The following is a 14,886-nucleotide window of genomic DNA, read 5'->3' on the forward strand; positions in this document are numbered from 1 at the left end:
TGGCGGCATCCGGTGGCCGGCGGGCACCATCGTGGCCGTGGAAGCGCGCGAGGTGGCGGACCTGTTCGACCAGGCGGTGCAGAGGCTGCGGCGCACCGTCGAGGACGGCGAATCCGACGACGGGTCGGACCTGCTCCGGCAGTTGGTCGTCGATCATGGACTTGTGGTGCCCGATTCGGTGACGAACCGGCGTTTGGTCCCCCACCACAACTCCATGATCGACGATGCGGGGCGGGCGGGGCCAGGGTGGAGCGGCTCAGGTGGGGCTGCCGTGCGGGTGGCCGTTGGCCGGCTCGCCGATCCGGATCGCGTGGTGCGCGCGGCGGCGTGCGACCTGCTCGGCTTCGCGAGCGCCGTGCACGGGGATGATCTGCGCGCGGACGCCGCGACGGCCCTGATCACGCTGGCCGCCACCGAGGCCGATCCCGAGGTGCACTGGTCGATCGCGCGCGCGTTGGGTGCGACCTGCGACCCCCGCGCGCTGCCGACCCTGGTCAGCCTCGCGCACAGTCCCGACAGCGACGTACGGTTCCAGGTCGCCGCCGCGGTGCCGATGGTGCTCGACGACCCGCCGGCCGAGGCCGGCGAGGCGGTGTTGATCGACCTCTGCGCCGACCCCGACGCGAGGGTGCGGGAGTGGGCCACCTTCGGGCTCGGCTGGCTGAGCACCGCGGACGGTAACGCCGTGCGGCAGGCACTGTGGGACCGCACGCGCGACGTCGACCCGGAGGTACGCGCGGAAGGCGCCCGCGGACTGGCCCGGCGGCGGGACGCACGGGCACTTCCACTGGTACGCGAGCTGCTCGCCCAGGACGAGGTCCACAACTTCACCATCAAGGCCGCCGCGTACCTCGGCGAACCGTCATTGTTGCCACTGCTGGACGGCTTCGATCCGGACGCCGACCACGTCGCCGAGGCCCTGCGTGAGTGCGATCCGCAGCGACGCGACCGGCGCAACGACCTGGCCTGGCGGCTACTGCTCGCCGTGCACTCGCGTCGGCCCGACTGGGCGGTCACCATGGCGGGCGAGCGGTGCGACCTCGACCTTCAGCTCGACATCGCCGATGGTGCCGACCGCTCGGCGTACTGGTGTGTCGACGGGTTGCTCCGGCGGGCCGGCGACGATCCCGAGCGCGCGGCCGAGCTGGCGATCGCGGACCTGACCCCGGCCCGAGCCGCGGCGGAGCGCTGATCAACTCCACATCGCCGATAACGGGGTGTCCGGGTCGGGTCGATAGCCCGACTTCGGCGATGTCGGGGTCGATCACGCGCAAGCGGTCGATGCGCTCACAGCCACCTCACAGGGGGTCTGGATAGGGTGCGCGGTGAGTCAACGTCCGACTCCATGGTGGAGCGGTCGGCTGTCGCACAGGAGTTCCGATGGTCTTCAAGAAGATGTTGAGCGCGTTCGGTGTGGGTGGTCCCAGCGTGGACACTGTGCTGGCCAACCCCAACACCCGGCCCGGCCTGACCCTCGACGGGGAGGTCAGAATCGTCGGTGGTGACAACCCGGCGGCCATCGAGCAGGTGGTGATCGGCCTGGTCACCCGGGTCGAGGTCGAGGGCCACGACACGGAGTACGCCGGCACCATGGAGTTCCACCGGATGGCCGTCAGCGGGGCGTTCCAGCTCGCGCCCAAGCAGGAGCTGTCGATCCCGTTCCAGCTCCCGGTGCCGTGGGAGACCCCGATCACCGACGTGTACGGCCAGCGCCTGCACGGCATGACGATGGGCCTGCGGACCGAGTTGTCGGTGGCCCGCGCGGTCGACAAGACCGACCTGGATCACGTTGCGGTGCACCCGTTGCCGGTGCACGAGCGGATCCTGGAGGCGTTCCAGCGGCTGGGTTTCCGGTTCAAGACCGCTGACCTGGAGCGCGGCCACATCCGGGGCGTGCAGCAGACGCTGCCGTTCTACCAGGAGATCGAGTTCTTCGCCTCGCCGCAGTACGCGGGCACGATCAACGAGGTCGAGCTGACCTTCGTGACCAGTCAGCGTGGTGTCGAGGTGATCCTGGAGTGCGACAAGCGCGGCGGCTTCCTCAGCGCCGGGCACGACGCGTTCGGCCGCTACCAGGTGTCCCACGCCGACGTCGACCGGGTCGACTGGGCGCAGGTCGTCGACGGCTGGCTGCGCGAGACCACGTCCCGCTACGGGAGCCTGCGCTCCCAGTACGGCCACGGCTACGGTCCGGGTCACGGCCATGGTCACGGCCGGGGCGGCATGGGTGTGGGCGGCGTGGTCGCCGGCGCGGCGCTCGGCGTCGCCGGCGGCATGATCGCCGGTGAGATGATCGAGGACGCCTTCGAGGGCGACTTCGGCGACTTCGGCGGCGACGAGTAACGCGTTCCGCGGACGACGGTGGCCTCCGGGAGAACTCTCCCGGAGGCCACCGTTTCTCGTACGACGGGTCAGCGCCCGCGCATGCTCCGCTCCCGGCCGGACCGGCGCTCGGAGCCGGCCTTCGACAGGCCCCGGCTGACCAGGTAACCACCGGTCAGGATGCTCAGGAACAGCCACGTCTGGCTCGGGTTGTTGATGTTCAACCCGTTGGCGGTGCTGCCCTTCCAGAACGCGGCGATCACGAGGAGCGCGACGGCGGCGGCGTAGACCCAGAATTCCGTCGTCAGGAACGCCTGCTTGGTCTCCGTACCCGGCGACGGCATCGGGTCTCGGTGCCCGTCACGCATTGCCGGCATCTGCTGCGTGTCCCGCATCATGGCGGGGTTCTGCGGGTCGTTCATGGGCCGGTTCATCGGCCTGGTGGAAGCAGCCTGCGTGCTCATCTGGTCCTCCTCAGGATGCGATGAGTCGTACCTGCCTACCCTCGCCCCGCTACCGCGTTTCGGCCACGGCACGGTTCGCTTGCACGGCGGGGACGCCCACCGACTACCCGAGGCCGCCGACCAGGTAACACTCCCTGGCCCGGAAAAGAATCGACGACGCGCTGCCGCGCCCGCATCACGCCCGGTCGCGAGAAGTGTCCGTTTCCAAGGCGTACGAGTGCTGCGGGTTTCGTCCACGGGAGGTCGGGCACGCAGTCGGTTCCACAGCTTCTGTGAGGTGATGGACGTGCGTGAGGACGACATGCGGCAGGAGGCCGCCCGCCAGGCCGAGAACCGGATCGCCGGCGGCGTGTACGGCGAGGGCGCCCTCGATGAGGTGACGGTGCCCCCCACCGACGTGGAGTCCCAACTCCAACGTGACGACCCGCTCGACCCGGCGCAGGAACGGGTCGACCCGCGGGTGCTGCACGACGGCGGCCCGGTCGGCGGGCAGGGCGCGGTGACGACCACCGGTGGCACCGCCGGGCCGGCGAGCGTGCGCCGGGTGGCCCGCCAGCCGGAGCGACACCCCGGCAAGGTGGCGCCGACGACCACCGGCGACGCCACCACCGGCGGCCTGAGCACGCCGACCGGCGGCAGCACCAGCGACCAGTCCACCTCGGCGACCGGTCCGGGCAAGTCCATCCGGGACCGCTCGACCGACCGGCGGTGATCCCACCCGTGCCCCCGCCGACCAGCCGGTCAGCGGGGGCACGTCGGGTGTCGGGTCAGCCGCAGGGGCGCAGGACGCCCAGACGCTGGGTGGCCCGGGTGAGCGCCACATACAGGTCACTGCGCCCGCGCGGCGACTCGGCCACCATCCGGTCCGGGTCGACGACCAGCACCGAGTCGAACTCCAACCCCTTCGCCTGGGCGACGGTCAGCACGACCACCCGGCTCTCCAGCTCCGGGTTTTCGCCCACCGTGGCCTCAGGCAGCGCGGCGGTCAGCGCCGCGCCGAGCGCGTCGACCCGGCTGGCCGGCACGATGACGCCGACCCGGCCCTCGGCCAGCCAGGCGGCCTCGCGGGTCACCGCCGACACCAACTCGGCGGGTAGCTGCCCGTCGGGCACCGCCCGGTCCCACGGGGGTACGCCGCTCTCCCGCACCGAGCGGGGTGGCCGCAGCGCCGGGTCGATCTCGGTGAGCACCTCGGCGGCGACCGCCATGATCTCGGCCGGCGTGCGGTAGCTGACCGTCAGTTCGGTCAGTCGCCACCGCTGCGCCACGTACGGGGCGAGGGCGTCGGCCCAGGAGGGCGTTCCGGCGAGCGCGCCGGTCTGCGCCACGTCCCCGACGATCGTCATGGACCGGCTCGGGCAGCGGCGCATCAGCAGCCGCCACGCCATCGGCGACAACTCCTGTGCCTCGTCCACGATGATGTGGCCGAACGCCCACGTGCGGTCGGCGGCGGCGCGCTGCGCGGTGGTCAGCCGGTCGGCCTCCTCCTGCCGTTCCAGCAGCCGATCCGCGTCGATGAGGTCGGTGACGCCGAGGATCTCACCGCCCTCGGCCTCGTCCTCCACGTCGATCGACCGGGAGCCCCGGGCGATCTCCAGCACACCCTCGGCGTACTCCCGCTCCATCAGGCGGATGCGCTCGCGCCGGGCGGCGGCGGCCCGCTCGTCCTCGCCGAGCAGCTCGGCCGCCTCGTCCAGCAGCGGCACGTCGGCGGGCGTCCAGCCGCCCGGGTCGCGGCGCAGCAGCGCCCGCTCGTCGTCGGTGAGCATCGGCGCGGCGGCGGCGATCCGGTCCGGGTCCGCGTACAGGTCCGCGAGCAGTCGCTGCGGGGTGAGCACCGGCCACAACCGGTCGAGTACGGCCTGGATCTCCGTCTCCTCGCGCAGCTCCCGACGGATCTCGGCGCGGTCGGCCTCGTCGAGCAGGTTGTCGCCGCCCAGCGGGTCGGCGCCGATCCGCTCGGCCACCTGGTCGGCGAGCGCGTGCACGATCTCCACGTCGAACAGCGCCCGGGCCAGGTTGTGCGGACGGTCGGTGCGGCGTACCCGATCCCGCGCGACGCGCACGGTCTCCGGATCGAGGGTCAGCACCTCGCGCTCCACCTCGATCTCCAGCGGCTCGTCCGGCACCCACTGCCGGTCCCGCACGGCGAGGGCCAGCACCTCGGCGAGTACGGCGCGGCCCTTGAGCGCTGCGGCCTGGGCCGGCTCGGCGCGCTGGGCGCTCACTCCGGGGAACAGGTCGCCCTGGGTACGCAGCAGCACGCCCGTCTCGGCCAGCGTGGGAAGCACCTGGGAGATGTAGCGCAGGAACGTCGCGTTCGGCCCGACCAGCAGCACGCCACGGCTGGACAGCTCGCGTCGGTGTGTGTAGAGCAGGTACGCCGCCCGGTGCAGCGCAACGGCGGTCTTGCCGGTGCCGGGGCCGCCCTGGACCACCAGCACGCCGGGCAGGTCGGCGCGGATGATCCGGTCCTGCTCGGCCTGGATGGTCTCCACGATGTCGCGCATCCGGCCCGTCCGACCGGCGTTGAGCGCGGCCAGCAGGGACGCCTCGCCGGTCAGCTCCTCGTGCCCGCCGGGGGAGGCGCTGTCGATGTCGAGGACCTCGTCGTTGAGCCCGGTCACCTTGCGCTGGCGGGTACGCAGGTGTCGGCGACGGCGTACGCCCTGGGGGTTGGCGGCGGTGGCGAGGTAGAACGGCCGCGCGGCCGGGGCCCGCCAGTCCATCAACAGCGGGTCGTAGTCGCCACTGGTGTCGAAGATCCCGATCCGGCCGATGTAGCGGCGGGAGTCGTCGTCGCCGTCGAGCCGCCCGAAGCAGAGGCCATTCTCCACGGCGGAGAACTGCTCGACCTGGTCGGCGTACATGGCCACGGAGCTGTCGCGCTGGGAGCGGTCCTGCAGGGTGCCGCCGGTGTTGCGCAGCTCGGCGGTGAGCCGGTGGGCGGCCTGCTCACGCAACCCGTCCAGACGGTCGTAGAGCATCGAGACGTACTCCTGCTCGCGGCCGATCTCGTCGTCGAGCGGCAATTCACCGGTACCGCCGGAGTGCCTTGACAAGCCGTCTCCCTAAACGTTAGAATCCAATGCTAGAACGGCATTTAATGCCGTTCTTTTTTGTGCCCTCGAATTGTCGAAGATAGCGCGGCGGGCCCGCTGTCACCAAGCCGACGGGGCCGATGCGGGTCACACAGGTACGCCGGGCCGACCGTGTGGTCGACCCGGCGTAGGGAGTGTGCGGAGATCAGCCGCGCGCCACCTGGTAGAGCCGCTGGGGCGTGACCGCTCCGGCGAGCACCCGCCCGTCGTCGGTGAGCAGCACGCTGAACAGCTTGCCGGTGAGCAGCCGCCCGCTGCCCCAGTCGCCGCTGACCGCCGGCAGGCCACCGAGCAGCTTCGACAGGTCGGCGTCCGGCGCGGCGTCGGCCGGCTTCTGGCCTGCGGCGGCGTTGGCCGGCTTCTGGCCCGCGGCGGCGTCGAGGCGGGCGACCAGGACGGTGGTCCAGCCGTCGCCGACCGTGCGCACCTGGGGGTCCTTACCCGGCGCGACGTGTGCCGGCCGGCCGGCGGTCGGCCGCTCGGCGGTCTCCTCGGTGACGCTCACCCCGGGAGGCGGGTTGAAGGCGAACTGGTCGGCGTCGGGGCGGCGGTAGTCGACCTGGGTGAACGCCATCTCGAAGGCCGGCTGGTCGCTGCCGGAGGCGAGCACCTCGAAGCGCAGCGGCACGTGCTGCTTCGCGTCGATGGCGATCCGGAGCTGGTGCACCAGCGAGTCACGGTCACGCGGCGCGAGCACCAGCTCGTAGGCGTCCCGCCCGGCGACGGTGGCCGAGCGGCCGACGCTGACCTCGGTGCTCGGATCGATCGCGCTCAACGCCAGGTCGGCGGCCTCCCGGGGAGTGGCCGGCAGGCTCGGCGTCGCCTCGGGCTTCGCGGCGCCCTTCGAGTCGCCCACGGCGCGGTGGCGGGCGGTGTTGCCGCGGCTCTCCCAGGTCCACACGTCCCGACCGTTGCGGATGATGTCCCGCTGGCCGAGCGTGTCCACCAGCGCGACGCGCTGCCGATCCGGGCCGGAGTACCACACCCGCAGGGTGTGTGTGCCGCTGAGCAGGGCAGTCAGGTCGTTGCCGGGCACCAGTCCGACGAGCGGCGGCAGGCCGAGGTCGGCGCGTTGCACGACCGTGCCGGACAACCCCTCCAGGGAGGAGGTCTGGAGGTCCACCAGGAGCTGGGCGGCGGTACGCGGCGGCAGGCTCGGCTCGGCCTCGGCGGCGAACGTGCCGACGGCGGCGCCGCCACCGATGACGGCGACGCCGGCGGCCACCGGGACCAGCCACCGCAGGACGGGACGACTTCTCAGGATCGACATGGTGCACACCTCCTGCCCGACATCCTGCCCGGTCGGCGCTGTGAACGCGCTGAGGACGCCGAACCGCGAGTTGTGACCCGGGTGGCACCCTTGAGGTGTGCGGTTGTTGGTGGTGGAGGACGAGGCCCGGCTGGCGGCTGCCCTGCAACGCGGCCTGCAGGCCGAGGGGTTCGCGGTCGACGTGGCGGCGACCGGCCCCGAAGGCCTGGACGCGGCACGCCACGGTGGGTACGACGCGATGATCCTCGACGTCATGCTGCCCGGCCTCTCCGGCTACGAGGTGGTGCGCCGGCTGCGCGCCGAGCAGCACTGGTTGCCGGTGCTGATGCTGTCCGCCAAGGACGGCGAGTACGACCAGGCCGACGGCCTGGACTGCGGCGCCGACGACTACCTGACCAAGCCCTTCTCGTACGTGGTGCTGCTGGCCCGCCTGCGGGCGCTGCTGCGCCGGGGAGCGCCGGAGCGCCCCGCCGTGCTGGCGGTCGGCGACCTGCGGCTCGATCCGGCCCGTCGGCGGGTGACCCGGGCCGACGCCGAGGTGACGTTGACGGCGCGCGAGTACGCCCTGCTGGACTATCTGATGCGCCGCCCCGGCCAGGTCATTTCCAAGATCGAGCTACTGGACCACGTGTGGGACGCCAGCCTGGAGACGGCGCCCAACGTGGTCGAGGTGTACGTCGGCTACCTGCGTCGCAAGCTCGGCCGGGATCGGCTGGAGACCATCCGGGGCGCCGGCTACCGGCTGGCGACGTGAACTCCGCCGGCCCGCCGCGCGGCTGGTCGCCCCGTCGGGGCCTGCACGGCCTGGGGCTGCGGGGCCGCCTCCTGGCGCTCGGCGTGTTCGGCCTCACCATCGGTCTCGCCCTCGGCGGGGTGGTGCTGCTCGGCGCGCTCCGTTTCGTGCTCCAACGCAACGTGGACACCGAGGCGTTCCGGACCGCCGACGCGGTCGCCCTGCTCGCCGCCGAGAACGCGCTGCCCGACCCGCTGCCGGTGGCTGGCGGGCAGGTCCGGGTCCAGGTGATCGACGCGCAGGGGCGGGTCCGGGCGGCCTCGATCGACGCGGACCGGCTGGTCCCGATGGCCCGCCCGGAGTGGTTGGACACCGGCCACCGTCAACGCCTGGACGTTCCCGCCGAGCGGGTCGGGCTTCGCGGACCGGTCCGGGTGGTCGCCGTACCCGCCGGCACGTCGGCCGATCCGCTCACCGTGCTGGTCGCCCGCTCGATGGCCGATGTGCGGCAGAGCACGCACGTGGTGCGGACCATCCTGCTGGTGGCGTTCCCGCTGCTGGTGGTGGTTCTGGCCGGGGTGGCGTGGCGGGTGGTCGGCGCGACGTTGCGTCCGGTGGAGGCGCTGCGACGGGGCGCCGAGGAGATCACCGGTCGGGCCGGCGCCGGTCGCCTTCCGGTGCCCGCCTCCGCCGACGAGATCCACCGGCTGGCGGTGACCCTGAACGGGATGCTGGGCCGGTTGGAGTCGGCCCGAGCCCGGCAGCGGGCGTTCGTCTCCGATGCCGCGCACGAGCTGCGGAGCCCGCTGGCCAACATCCGGACCGAGTTGGAGGTGGCCCAGCGGCTCGCCGACCGGACGGACTGGACGGCGGTGACCGCCAACCTGCTCGCCGACACCGAGCGGTTGAGCCGGCTGGTCGACGACCTGCTGCTGCTGGCCCGCCTGGACGAGATGCCGGCGTCGCGGGGCACCGGCCCGGTCGATCTGGCGGCGCTGGTGGGCGAGGTCGCCGCCCGGTATCCGTCGCCGCCGGTGCGGGTGGAGCCGTCGCCGGGCCCGCTGTGGACGGCCGGGAACGAGGCCGAGCTACGGCGGGTGCTGGCCAACCTCGTCGACAACGCGGTCCGGCACGCGCGGAGCAGCGTCGTCCTCGCGGTCGAGCCGCACGAGACCGCGTACCACCTGGTGACGGTGACCGACGACGGCCCGGGGATCGCGGCGGCCGACCGCGGCCGCGTCTTCGACCGGTTCACGAGGTTGGACGACGGCCGGGGCCGCGACCACGGCGGCGCCGGCCTCGGCCTCGCCATCGTGTGGGAGCTGGTCCGCCGCGCGGGCGGCACCATCACCCTGGCCGACGCCGACGGCCCGCACGGCCTACGGGTACGCCTGCTGCTCCCGGCGACGCCGGCACCGACCGTTGCCCGACCCTGAGTACGGCGGACGTCAGCGGCGGCGGGTGCAGACCTGGTTGGCGCTCGCCACGGTGTCGGTGGACCAGACGACCGCGACGGTGAAGCAGTAGTCGTTGGCGCGGTTCAGCGCGTACACGATGTAGCTGTCGGTGCCGGCGGGCAGCGTGGCGATCGCGGTCTTCTCCTGCCCGGCCCGGCCGGCGGAGACGATGACCGGTCCCTCACCGCCGGCCGGGTACGTCCAGCGCAGGGCGATGTTGTCCCGGTTGTCGCGCAGCGACACCGTGCCGGGCGGGGTGCCCGGCACGGCGGCCGGCGCGGTCGTGCCGGTGGTCGGGGCGCCGGTGGTCGGGGGCGCGGCCGTGCCGCTCGGGCCGGCGCTCGGTGCCGGCCCGGACTTCGGGTCGTCGCCGACGCGGGCCACGCCGGCGATCACCGCCGCCGTGCCCAGCAGCACCACGACCACGCCGGCCACCAGCACCGGCACCAGTTTGTTGCGTGCCGCTGCCGGCGCCCGGTGCACGGGCACCGGCAGCAGCCGCGACGGCGTGTACGGCGTCAGCGACGCCGACGGTCGGTCCGGTTCGGCCGACGCGCCGGGTCGGTACAGCCGGTACACGCCGGACGACTCTTCGGTGCCGCCCGTGAACCCGGCCACCGACGGGGGCACCGGCGCGGCGGTGGGCTGCGGGACGGGATCGTCCGCCGGGTCCGGCGGCCAGCGGAAGTTCGGTTCGTCGGTTGGCGGCCAGCGGACCTCCGACGATCCCTCCGGCTCGTCGGCCGGCGGCCAGCGGAAGTCGGGGGAGCCGTCCGGCTCGTCGGCCGGTACCCGTGGGTTCGGTACCGGGCCGCCGCTGGAGACTCCGGAACCAGCCAGGCCCTCGTCGGTACGGCCGGCGGGAGCAGCGGCCTGCGGGGCCGGCGGGTAGTAGGCGGCATCGAGCGGCGGATCGGGCTGCGGCGGCGGCGTGCGCGCGGCCGGCACCACCGGTGCGTCCCGGACGGCGGACGTGTCGTCGGCGCAGACGTGGTCGGGGTTGGCGGCTGCCCGGGCCAGGGCCGCCACCTGCAGGGCCAGCGGATCGTCGGTGCTCAGATGCTGCCGGCACAGCTCGCGGGCCAGCGCGAGGTTGTCGTGCGCCTCGGCGAACTGCCCACAGTCGCGCTGCATCGAGCCGAGCCGGGCCAACATCTTGATGCCGCTGGGGTGGCCGTCGCCGTACACCTCGCGGTGCAGCTCCCAGGCGTCCTGGAGACGGTCGCGGGCGACCGTGCACTGGCCCCGGGCGTACTCGACGGTGGCCAGGTCGGCGTGTGCGGCCAGCACCCGCAGTGACTCGGGACCGTCCTGCGCGGTCAGCTCGATGATCACGTCCTGGTACAGCCGGGCGGCCCGGGAGTGACTGCCCACCCGGTGCAGCACGGCGGCCAGGGTCGCGGCGGCGGCCACCGTGCGGGGGTCGGAGCGGCCGTGCAACCGGGTCGTGGCCGCGTACGCGAAGGCGGCCCAGCCACGGGCGGAGTGGGGCTCGCCGAGGGCGACGAGCACCCGCGCCTGCAGGCTGGCCGCCTCGGCCAGCTCCGGCGTGGCGTTGGCCGGGCGGGGGTCGGCGTCGGTGAGCGCGTCGGAGAGCAGCCGTTGGGCACCGGCGATGTCGCCAGCGGACACGAGGTGGTGCGCCTGGTCAGTCAACTCGTCGAAGCCGGAGGACACGCCCCATCGTGCTCATCCGACGACGGTAAGTACAAGACCCGCGCCGGTGTCGATCGGTCAGGATCTGCTCAGGTGCTCGGCCAACGTCTCGCTGATTCGGCGTAACTGGTCGACCTGGGCGGGGCTCAGCGCGTCGAAGAGGTGCCGGCGTACGCCGTCGACGTGGCCGGGCGCAGCGGCGGCGAGGGTGGCGAAACCGTCGTCGGTGAGCACCGCGATCTGCCCGCGCCGGTCGGTGGGGCAGTCCTCGCGGCGCACCCAGCCGGCCTCCTCCAGGCGGGCCACCGCGTGCGAGAGGCGGCTGCGCGACGACCCGGCCGCCTCGGCCAGCTCGCTCATCCGCAGTTGCCGACCGGGCGCCTCGGAGAGCCGGACCAGGATCTCGTAGTAGGCGTGCGGCATTCCGGCATCGCGTTGCAGCTCACGGTCGAGCGTGTCCATCAACGCTCGGGAGGAGGCGAGGAACGCCCGCCAGGTGCGCTGCTCGTCGGGGTTAAGCCAGCGGGTCATGACGGCCATCATACTCCCGATGGTTGAACGCTCAACCAAACGGCGCTAGAGTGGGGTCATGGGTATCCACCGGCTCAACCACGCGGTTCTCTACGTCAGTGACCTCGCCCGCAGCGTCGCCTTCTACCGCGACGTGCTGGGCTTCACCCCGGTCGCGATGACCCCGGACGGTTTCCGGGGTGCGACGTTCCTCCAGGCTCCCGACTCCACCAACGACCACGACCTCGGCCTGTTCGAGATCGGCGCGGGCGCCGGGCGCTCGACCGCCGGCCGGGCCACCGTCGGGCTCTACCACCTGGCGTGGGAGGTCGACACCCTCGACGAACTGGCCGCCACCGCCGAGCGGCTCGCCGCCGCCGGGGCGCTGGCCGGCACGTCCGACCACGGCACCACCAAGAGCCTCTACGGGCAGGACCCGGACGGGCTGGAGTTCGAGGTGGTCTGGCTGGTCCCGGCCGACCTGCTCGACGACGCCACGTTGGCCGCCCGCAAGCGGATCGGCCGGCTCGACCTGGCCGCCGAGCGGCAGCGCTACGGCGGGCAGACGCGCGGCGGCGTGGGGATCTCCGTCCCGGCCTGAACGGCCATGGGGTAGAACGGACCGGTGCCAACCAACCGGACCGCCGACGTCCTCCGCGAACTCCTGGTCCGCCACCTGGCGACGTGGTTGCCCGTCGCCCTGCACCGCTCCCGCCGCGTGACCGTCGCGCTGGCCTGGGCCGGCGCCGACGGCGGTGGCGCGGAGGCGGCGCTACGGGCGGTCGTCGGTCACGCCACGCAGGTACGCGGCCGGCAGGTGACCATTTTGGCGCTGGCCGACGAGGCCAGCGACCTGCCGGCCCGGCTCGGACCGGTCGAGGCGGAGTTGCCTCCCGAGGTGACCGTGCACCTGCTGCCCGGCGGCCCCGCCCGGCTTCCGGTGGCGCTGAAGGCGGCCGCTGCGGCCGGGGCGCCGCTGTTCTGCTTCGTCGACCTGTCCGGCCCGGCGCACGCCGAGGTGTTGCGCGCCTGCGCCAACGGCCGCAACGGCGAAGTGCTGCTGCACGCCACCACCAGCGCCCGCCCGGCCCTCGGCCTCGCCGGCTTTCCGCTGGTCGCCGAGGTGGCACCGGTGGTGGAGGCGGACGGGGGAGTGGGCGACGCTTCCGCCGACGGGGACGACGAGGCGGCCGGCGTGATTGCGTTCGGGAGCCGGTCGGACCGGAGCCTGGAGGCGGTCCGCGACGCGCTCTGGACGGTCGGCGCGGGCCTCGGGGTGCGCTACCGCGATCCGGCCGACCCGACGGGCACACCCGTCGACGTGACCGAAGACCCGGACCGGGAACCGTTGGCCCGGGAGTTGCTGGCCGAACTGCGCCGCAACGGACCGCGCCCGGTCACCGAGCTGCGCCGGCACACCCTCACCGCGACGGTCTACCGCGCCACCGACGCCAACCAGGCCCTCACCGCCCTCCTCGCCGAGGGCAAGGTAGCCCGAGACCGCGAGTCCGGTCGCCTGGCCGGCGACGAACTCATCACTCCAACCCCCTGAGACCCCCGCGATCTTGCACTTGCTGCGGCGGCACAAGGGACGTTCCCGCGCAGAACGTCGACCGAAAGTGCAAGATCGACGAGATGGAGGGCGGGGGGTCGGGGCGGAGACGCCGAGCGGGGCGCCGGTGAATCACCGGCGCCCCGCTCGACTCCCGGGTCGTTACGACCGGGCCTTGTCCTGCTTCCAGGACAGTGGTCCCGGCAGGTCGACGCGGTGTGCCCGGGCCTTCGAGTTCCAGGACCAACGCCCGATCTTGATGCTCCACGAGGAGAAACCGTTCTCGGTGAAGTTCAGGATCAGCGGACCGATCTTCTTGCGCTTGCGAAACATGAGGCCCATCGGAGCACTCCCCTCGTCAACCGTTCCCTGCCGTGTTGGGATCGAATATTCCCGGACGGGCGAATTCCGAAACCCCCTCGTCGTCCCGGGTGGACCGTGCGCCGCCACGACACGGGAATTCCTATCCACCAGATGGGTGTTGCGCTGCGGTAAACGCTGCTAAAGGCGCTCCGTAACATCGTCAGCGATGCAAGTCTCATCTTGTGGAAGACCGTTGACCGGGCGTTCGCGCCGTCGGCAGCATGGGTTTCATGTTGTCGCGGACTGAGCTTCCCCTCATCGCCCACGCCGCGCCGGCCCCGGTGCCGACGTGACCACCATGGAGCGTCCGACGACGGACGCGACCGACCTGCGACCGGTGGACCGGGACCTGTTCCGCGCGCTGCTGCGCCGGCAGGCCACCAGCGTCACCGTGGTCACCGCCGTGGCCCGGTCCACCGACCCGGCCTGCCTGGGCGGGATCGGCCAACCGATCCGGGCCGGGTTCACCGCCACCTCGTTCACCTCGGTCTCACTGGAACCGCCGCTCGTCTCGTTCTGCCTCGGCACCGAGTCGTCGAGCTGGCCGGTGCTGGCCCGTGCCGAACACGTCGCGGTCCACCTGCTCGCCGCCGGGCAGCGGGAGGCGGCCGCCGTCTTCGCCACCAGCGGCATCGACCGGTTCGCCGCCTATCCGGACTGGACGGCCGGGCCGTTCGGGGTGCCACTGCTGACCGGGGTGCTGGCCCGACTGTTCTGCCGGGTGGTGCACCGCGTCCCGGTCGGCGACCACACCCTGGTCATCGCCGAACCGCTCGCCCTGGGCGACGGCGACGACGGTCCGCCGCTGGTGCACCACCGGGGCGGCTACACCACGCCGGCCGGCGGGTGAGCAGGCCCGTCACGGCCGACCCGCTCGTGTTGGATCGGGCTGCCCAGGACCTCTTGTTCCGGGCAGCCCGCACCGCCAACAGGTTCACCGACGAGCCGGTCACCGACGTCCAGGTGGCCGCGATCCACGATCTGATCCGGTACGGGCCGACCGCGTACAACGGCCAGCCGCTGCGGGTGCTGCTGCTGCGCTCGCCGCAGGCCCGAGCCCGGCTGCTGCCGTACGTGTCGTCGAGCAACCGGGCGAAGACGTCCAGCGCGCCGCTGGCGGCGGTGCTCGCCGCCGACGTCGACTTCCACGAGCGGCTGCCCGAGCTGTACCCGCACCGACCGCAGGCCCGGGAGTGGCTGGGTGATCGGACGGCCCGCGCGGAGCAGGCTCGCTTCAGCGCCACCCTCCAGATCGGCTACCTGCTGCTGGGGATACGCGCGGCGGGGCTCGCCGCCGGCCCGATGGCCGGGTTCGACGCGGCCGGGGTGACCCGGGAGTTCTTTCCCGACGGCCGGCACGAGGCGCTGCTGCTGGTGAACGTCGGCCACCCCGGTCCGGACGCCTGGGGCGACCGGCTGCCCCGACTCGACACCGACGAGGTGGTGCGCGCCCTGTGA

The 14,886-nt window shown here is 73.0% G+C and carries 15 protein-coding genes; 9 read left to right on the forward strand and 6 right to left on the reverse strand.

Annotated features, from left to right (window positions below; genetic code table 11):
* Nucleotides 1-37 precede the first annotated feature (37 nt).
* Both ACQP03_RS09815 and ACQP03_RS09820 read left to right on the forward strand, forming a co-directional pair.
* Nucleotides 38-1,192 (forward strand): HEAT repeat domain-containing protein, encoded by a 1,155-nt coding sequence (locus tag ACQP03_RS09815; protein ID WP_433460823.1) that lies wholly within the window; start codon nucleotides 38-40, stop codon nucleotides 1,190-1,192.
* Between the two features lie 188 nt (nucleotides 1,193-1,380).
* Nucleotides 1,381-2,343, forward strand: a complete 963-nt coding sequence (locus ACQP03_RS09820) for a sporulation protein (protein WP_363661056.1) — start codon at nucleotides 1,381-1,383, stop codon at nucleotides 2,341-2,343.
* A 68-nt stretch (nucleotides 2,344-2,411) separates the two neighbouring features.
* On the opposite strand, the gene ACQP03_RS09825 is transcribed toward ACQP03_RS09820, so the two are convergent.
* Nucleotides 2,412-2,786, reverse strand: a complete 375-nt coding sequence (locus tag ACQP03_RS09825; protein ID WP_357123104.1) for a hypothetical protein — start codon at nucleotides 2,784-2,786, stop codon at nucleotides 2,412-2,414.
* Nucleotides 2,787-3,072: 286 nt separating this feature from the next.
* Here ACQP03_RS09825 and ACQP03_RS09830 point away from each other — a divergent pair, with 286 nt between their 5' ends.
* Nucleotides 3,073-3,498, forward strand: coding sequence for a hypothetical protein (locus ACQP03_RS09830; protein WP_355051819.1), 426 nt, complete (start codon nucleotides 3,073-3,075; stop codon nucleotides 3,496-3,498).
* A gap of 55 nt (nucleotides 3,499-3,553) precedes the next feature.
* Here ACQP03_RS09830 and ACQP03_RS09835 read toward each other — a convergent pair whose 3' ends face one another.
* Both ACQP03_RS09835 and ACQP03_RS09840 read right to left on the reverse strand, forming a co-directional pair.
* A complete protein-coding gene (locus ACQP03_RS09835; protein ID WP_357123407.1) occupies nucleotides 3,554-5,773 on the reverse strand; it encodes a HelD family protein in 2,220 nt (739 codons plus the stop codon).
* A 259-nt stretch (nucleotides 5,774-6,032) separates the two neighbouring features.
* The gene (locus tag ACQP03_RS09840; RefSeq protein WP_433460824.1) at nucleotides 6,033-7,157 is read right to left on the reverse strand and encodes a LolA family protein; all 1,125 of its coding nucleotides are present in this window, start codon (nucleotides 7,155-7,157) and stop codon (nucleotides 6,033-6,035) included.
* A gap of 97 nt (nucleotides 7,158-7,254) precedes the next feature.
* Here ACQP03_RS09840 and ACQP03_RS09845 point away from each other — a divergent pair, with 97 nt between their 5' ends.
* Both ACQP03_RS09845 and ACQP03_RS09850 read left to right on the forward strand, forming a co-directional pair.
* On the forward strand, nucleotides 7,255-7,911 hold the full coding sequence (locus tag ACQP03_RS09845) for a response regulator transcription factor (protein ID WP_355051822.1): 657 nt from the start codon (nucleotides 7,255-7,257) through the stop codon (nucleotides 7,909-7,911).
* 71 nt (nucleotides 7,912-7,982) lie between these two features.
* The gene (locus ACQP03_RS09850; protein ID WP_433461145.1) at nucleotides 7,983-9,326 is read left to right on the forward strand and encodes a sensor histidine kinase; all 1,344 of its coding nucleotides are present in this window, start codon (nucleotides 7,983-7,985) and stop codon (nucleotides 9,324-9,326) included.
* 12 nt (nucleotides 9,327-9,338) lie between these two features.
* Here the strand turns inward: ACQP03_RS09850 and ACQP03_RS09855 are convergent, their stop codons facing one another.
* Both ACQP03_RS09855 and ACQP03_RS09860 read right to left on the reverse strand, forming a co-directional pair.
* A complete protein-coding gene (locus ACQP03_RS09855; RefSeq protein ID WP_357123112.1) occupies nucleotides 9,339-11,024 on the reverse strand; it encodes a tetratricopeptide repeat protein in 1,686 nt (561 codons plus the stop codon).
* A 57-nt stretch (nucleotides 11,025-11,081) separates the two neighbouring features.
* Complete coding sequence (locus ACQP03_RS09860; protein WP_357123413.1) at nucleotides 11,082-11,543, reverse strand: MarR family winged helix-turn-helix transcriptional regulator; 462 nt, start codon at nucleotides 11,541-11,543, stop codon at nucleotides 11,082-11,084.
* Between the two features lie 49 nt (nucleotides 11,544-11,592).
* Between ACQP03_RS09860 and ACQP03_RS09865 the strand changes: the two genes are divergently transcribed.
* Together ACQP03_RS09865 and ACQP03_RS09870 are read left to right on the forward strand one after the other, a co-directional pair.
* The gene (locus ACQP03_RS09865; protein WP_357123116.1) at nucleotides 11,593-12,114 is read left to right on the forward strand and encodes a VOC family protein; all 522 of its coding nucleotides are present in this window, start codon (nucleotides 11,593-11,595) and stop codon (nucleotides 12,112-12,114) included.
* A gap of 24 nt (nucleotides 12,115-12,138) precedes the next feature.
* Complete coding sequence (locus ACQP03_RS09870; protein WP_396832564.1) at nucleotides 12,139-13,065, forward strand: hypothetical protein; 927 nt, start codon at nucleotides 12,139-12,141, stop codon at nucleotides 13,063-13,065.
* Nucleotides 13,066-13,227: 162 nt separating this feature from the next.
* Here ACQP03_RS09870 and ACQP03_RS09875 read toward each other — a convergent pair whose 3' ends face one another.
* The gene (locus ACQP03_RS09875; RefSeq protein WP_355051826.1) at nucleotides 13,228-13,407 is read right to left on the reverse strand and encodes a DUF4236 domain-containing protein; all 180 of its coding nucleotides are present in this window, start codon (nucleotides 13,405-13,407) and stop codon (nucleotides 13,228-13,230) included.
* Between the two features lie 310 nt (nucleotides 13,408-13,717).
* On the opposite strand from ACQP03_RS09875, the gene ACQP03_RS09880 reads away from it, so the two are divergent.
* Entirely contained in the window at nucleotides 13,718-14,278 is a 561-nt protein-coding gene (locus ACQP03_RS09880) for a flavin reductase family protein (RefSeq protein ID WP_396832565.1), read from the forward strand.
* Nucleotides 14,275-14,886: a malonic semialdehyde reductase gene (locus ACQP03_RS09885; RefSeq protein ID WP_433460825.1), complete on the forward strand. Its 612-nt coding sequence runs from the start codon at nucleotides 14,275-14,277 to the stop codon at nucleotides 14,884-14,886. Before ACQP03_RS09880 ends, ACQP03_RS09885 begins: the two co-directional genes overlap by 4 nt.

Source organism: Micromonospora sp. CA-248212, assembly GCF_050948405.1.
GTDB lineage: Bacteria > Actinomycetota > Actinomycetes > Mycobacteriales > Micromonosporaceae > Micromonospora.

Coding starts and splice junctions, on each gene's coding strand:
- ACQP03_RS09820 (WP_363661056.1), top strand. CDS start 1,381: ATGGTCTTCAAGAAGATGTTGAGCGCGTTCGGTGTGGGTGGTCCCAGC.
- ACQP03_RS09825 (WP_357123104.1), bottom strand. CDS start 2,786: ATGAGCACGCAGGCTGCTTCCACCAGGCCGATGAACCGGCCCATGAAC.
- ACQP03_RS09835 (WP_357123407.1), bottom strand. CDS start 5,773: ATGCTCTACGACCGTCTGGACGGGTTGCGTGAGCAGGCCGCCCACCGG.
- ACQP03_RS09840 (WP_433460824.1), bottom strand. CDS start 7,157: ATGTCGATCCTGAGAAGTCGTCCCGTCCTGCGGTGGCTGGTCCCGGTG.
- ACQP03_RS09860 (WP_357123413.1), bottom strand. CDS start 11,543: ATGGCCGTCATGACCCGCTGGCTTAACCCCGACGAGCAGCGCACCTGG.
- ACQP03_RS09865 (WP_357123116.1), top strand. CDS start 11,593: ATGGGTATCCACCGGCTCAACCACGCGGTTCTCTACGTCAGTGACCTC.
- ACQP03_RS09875 (WP_355051826.1), bottom strand. CDS start 13,407: ATGGGCCTCATGTTTCGCAAGCGCAAGAAGATCGGTCCGCTGATCCTG.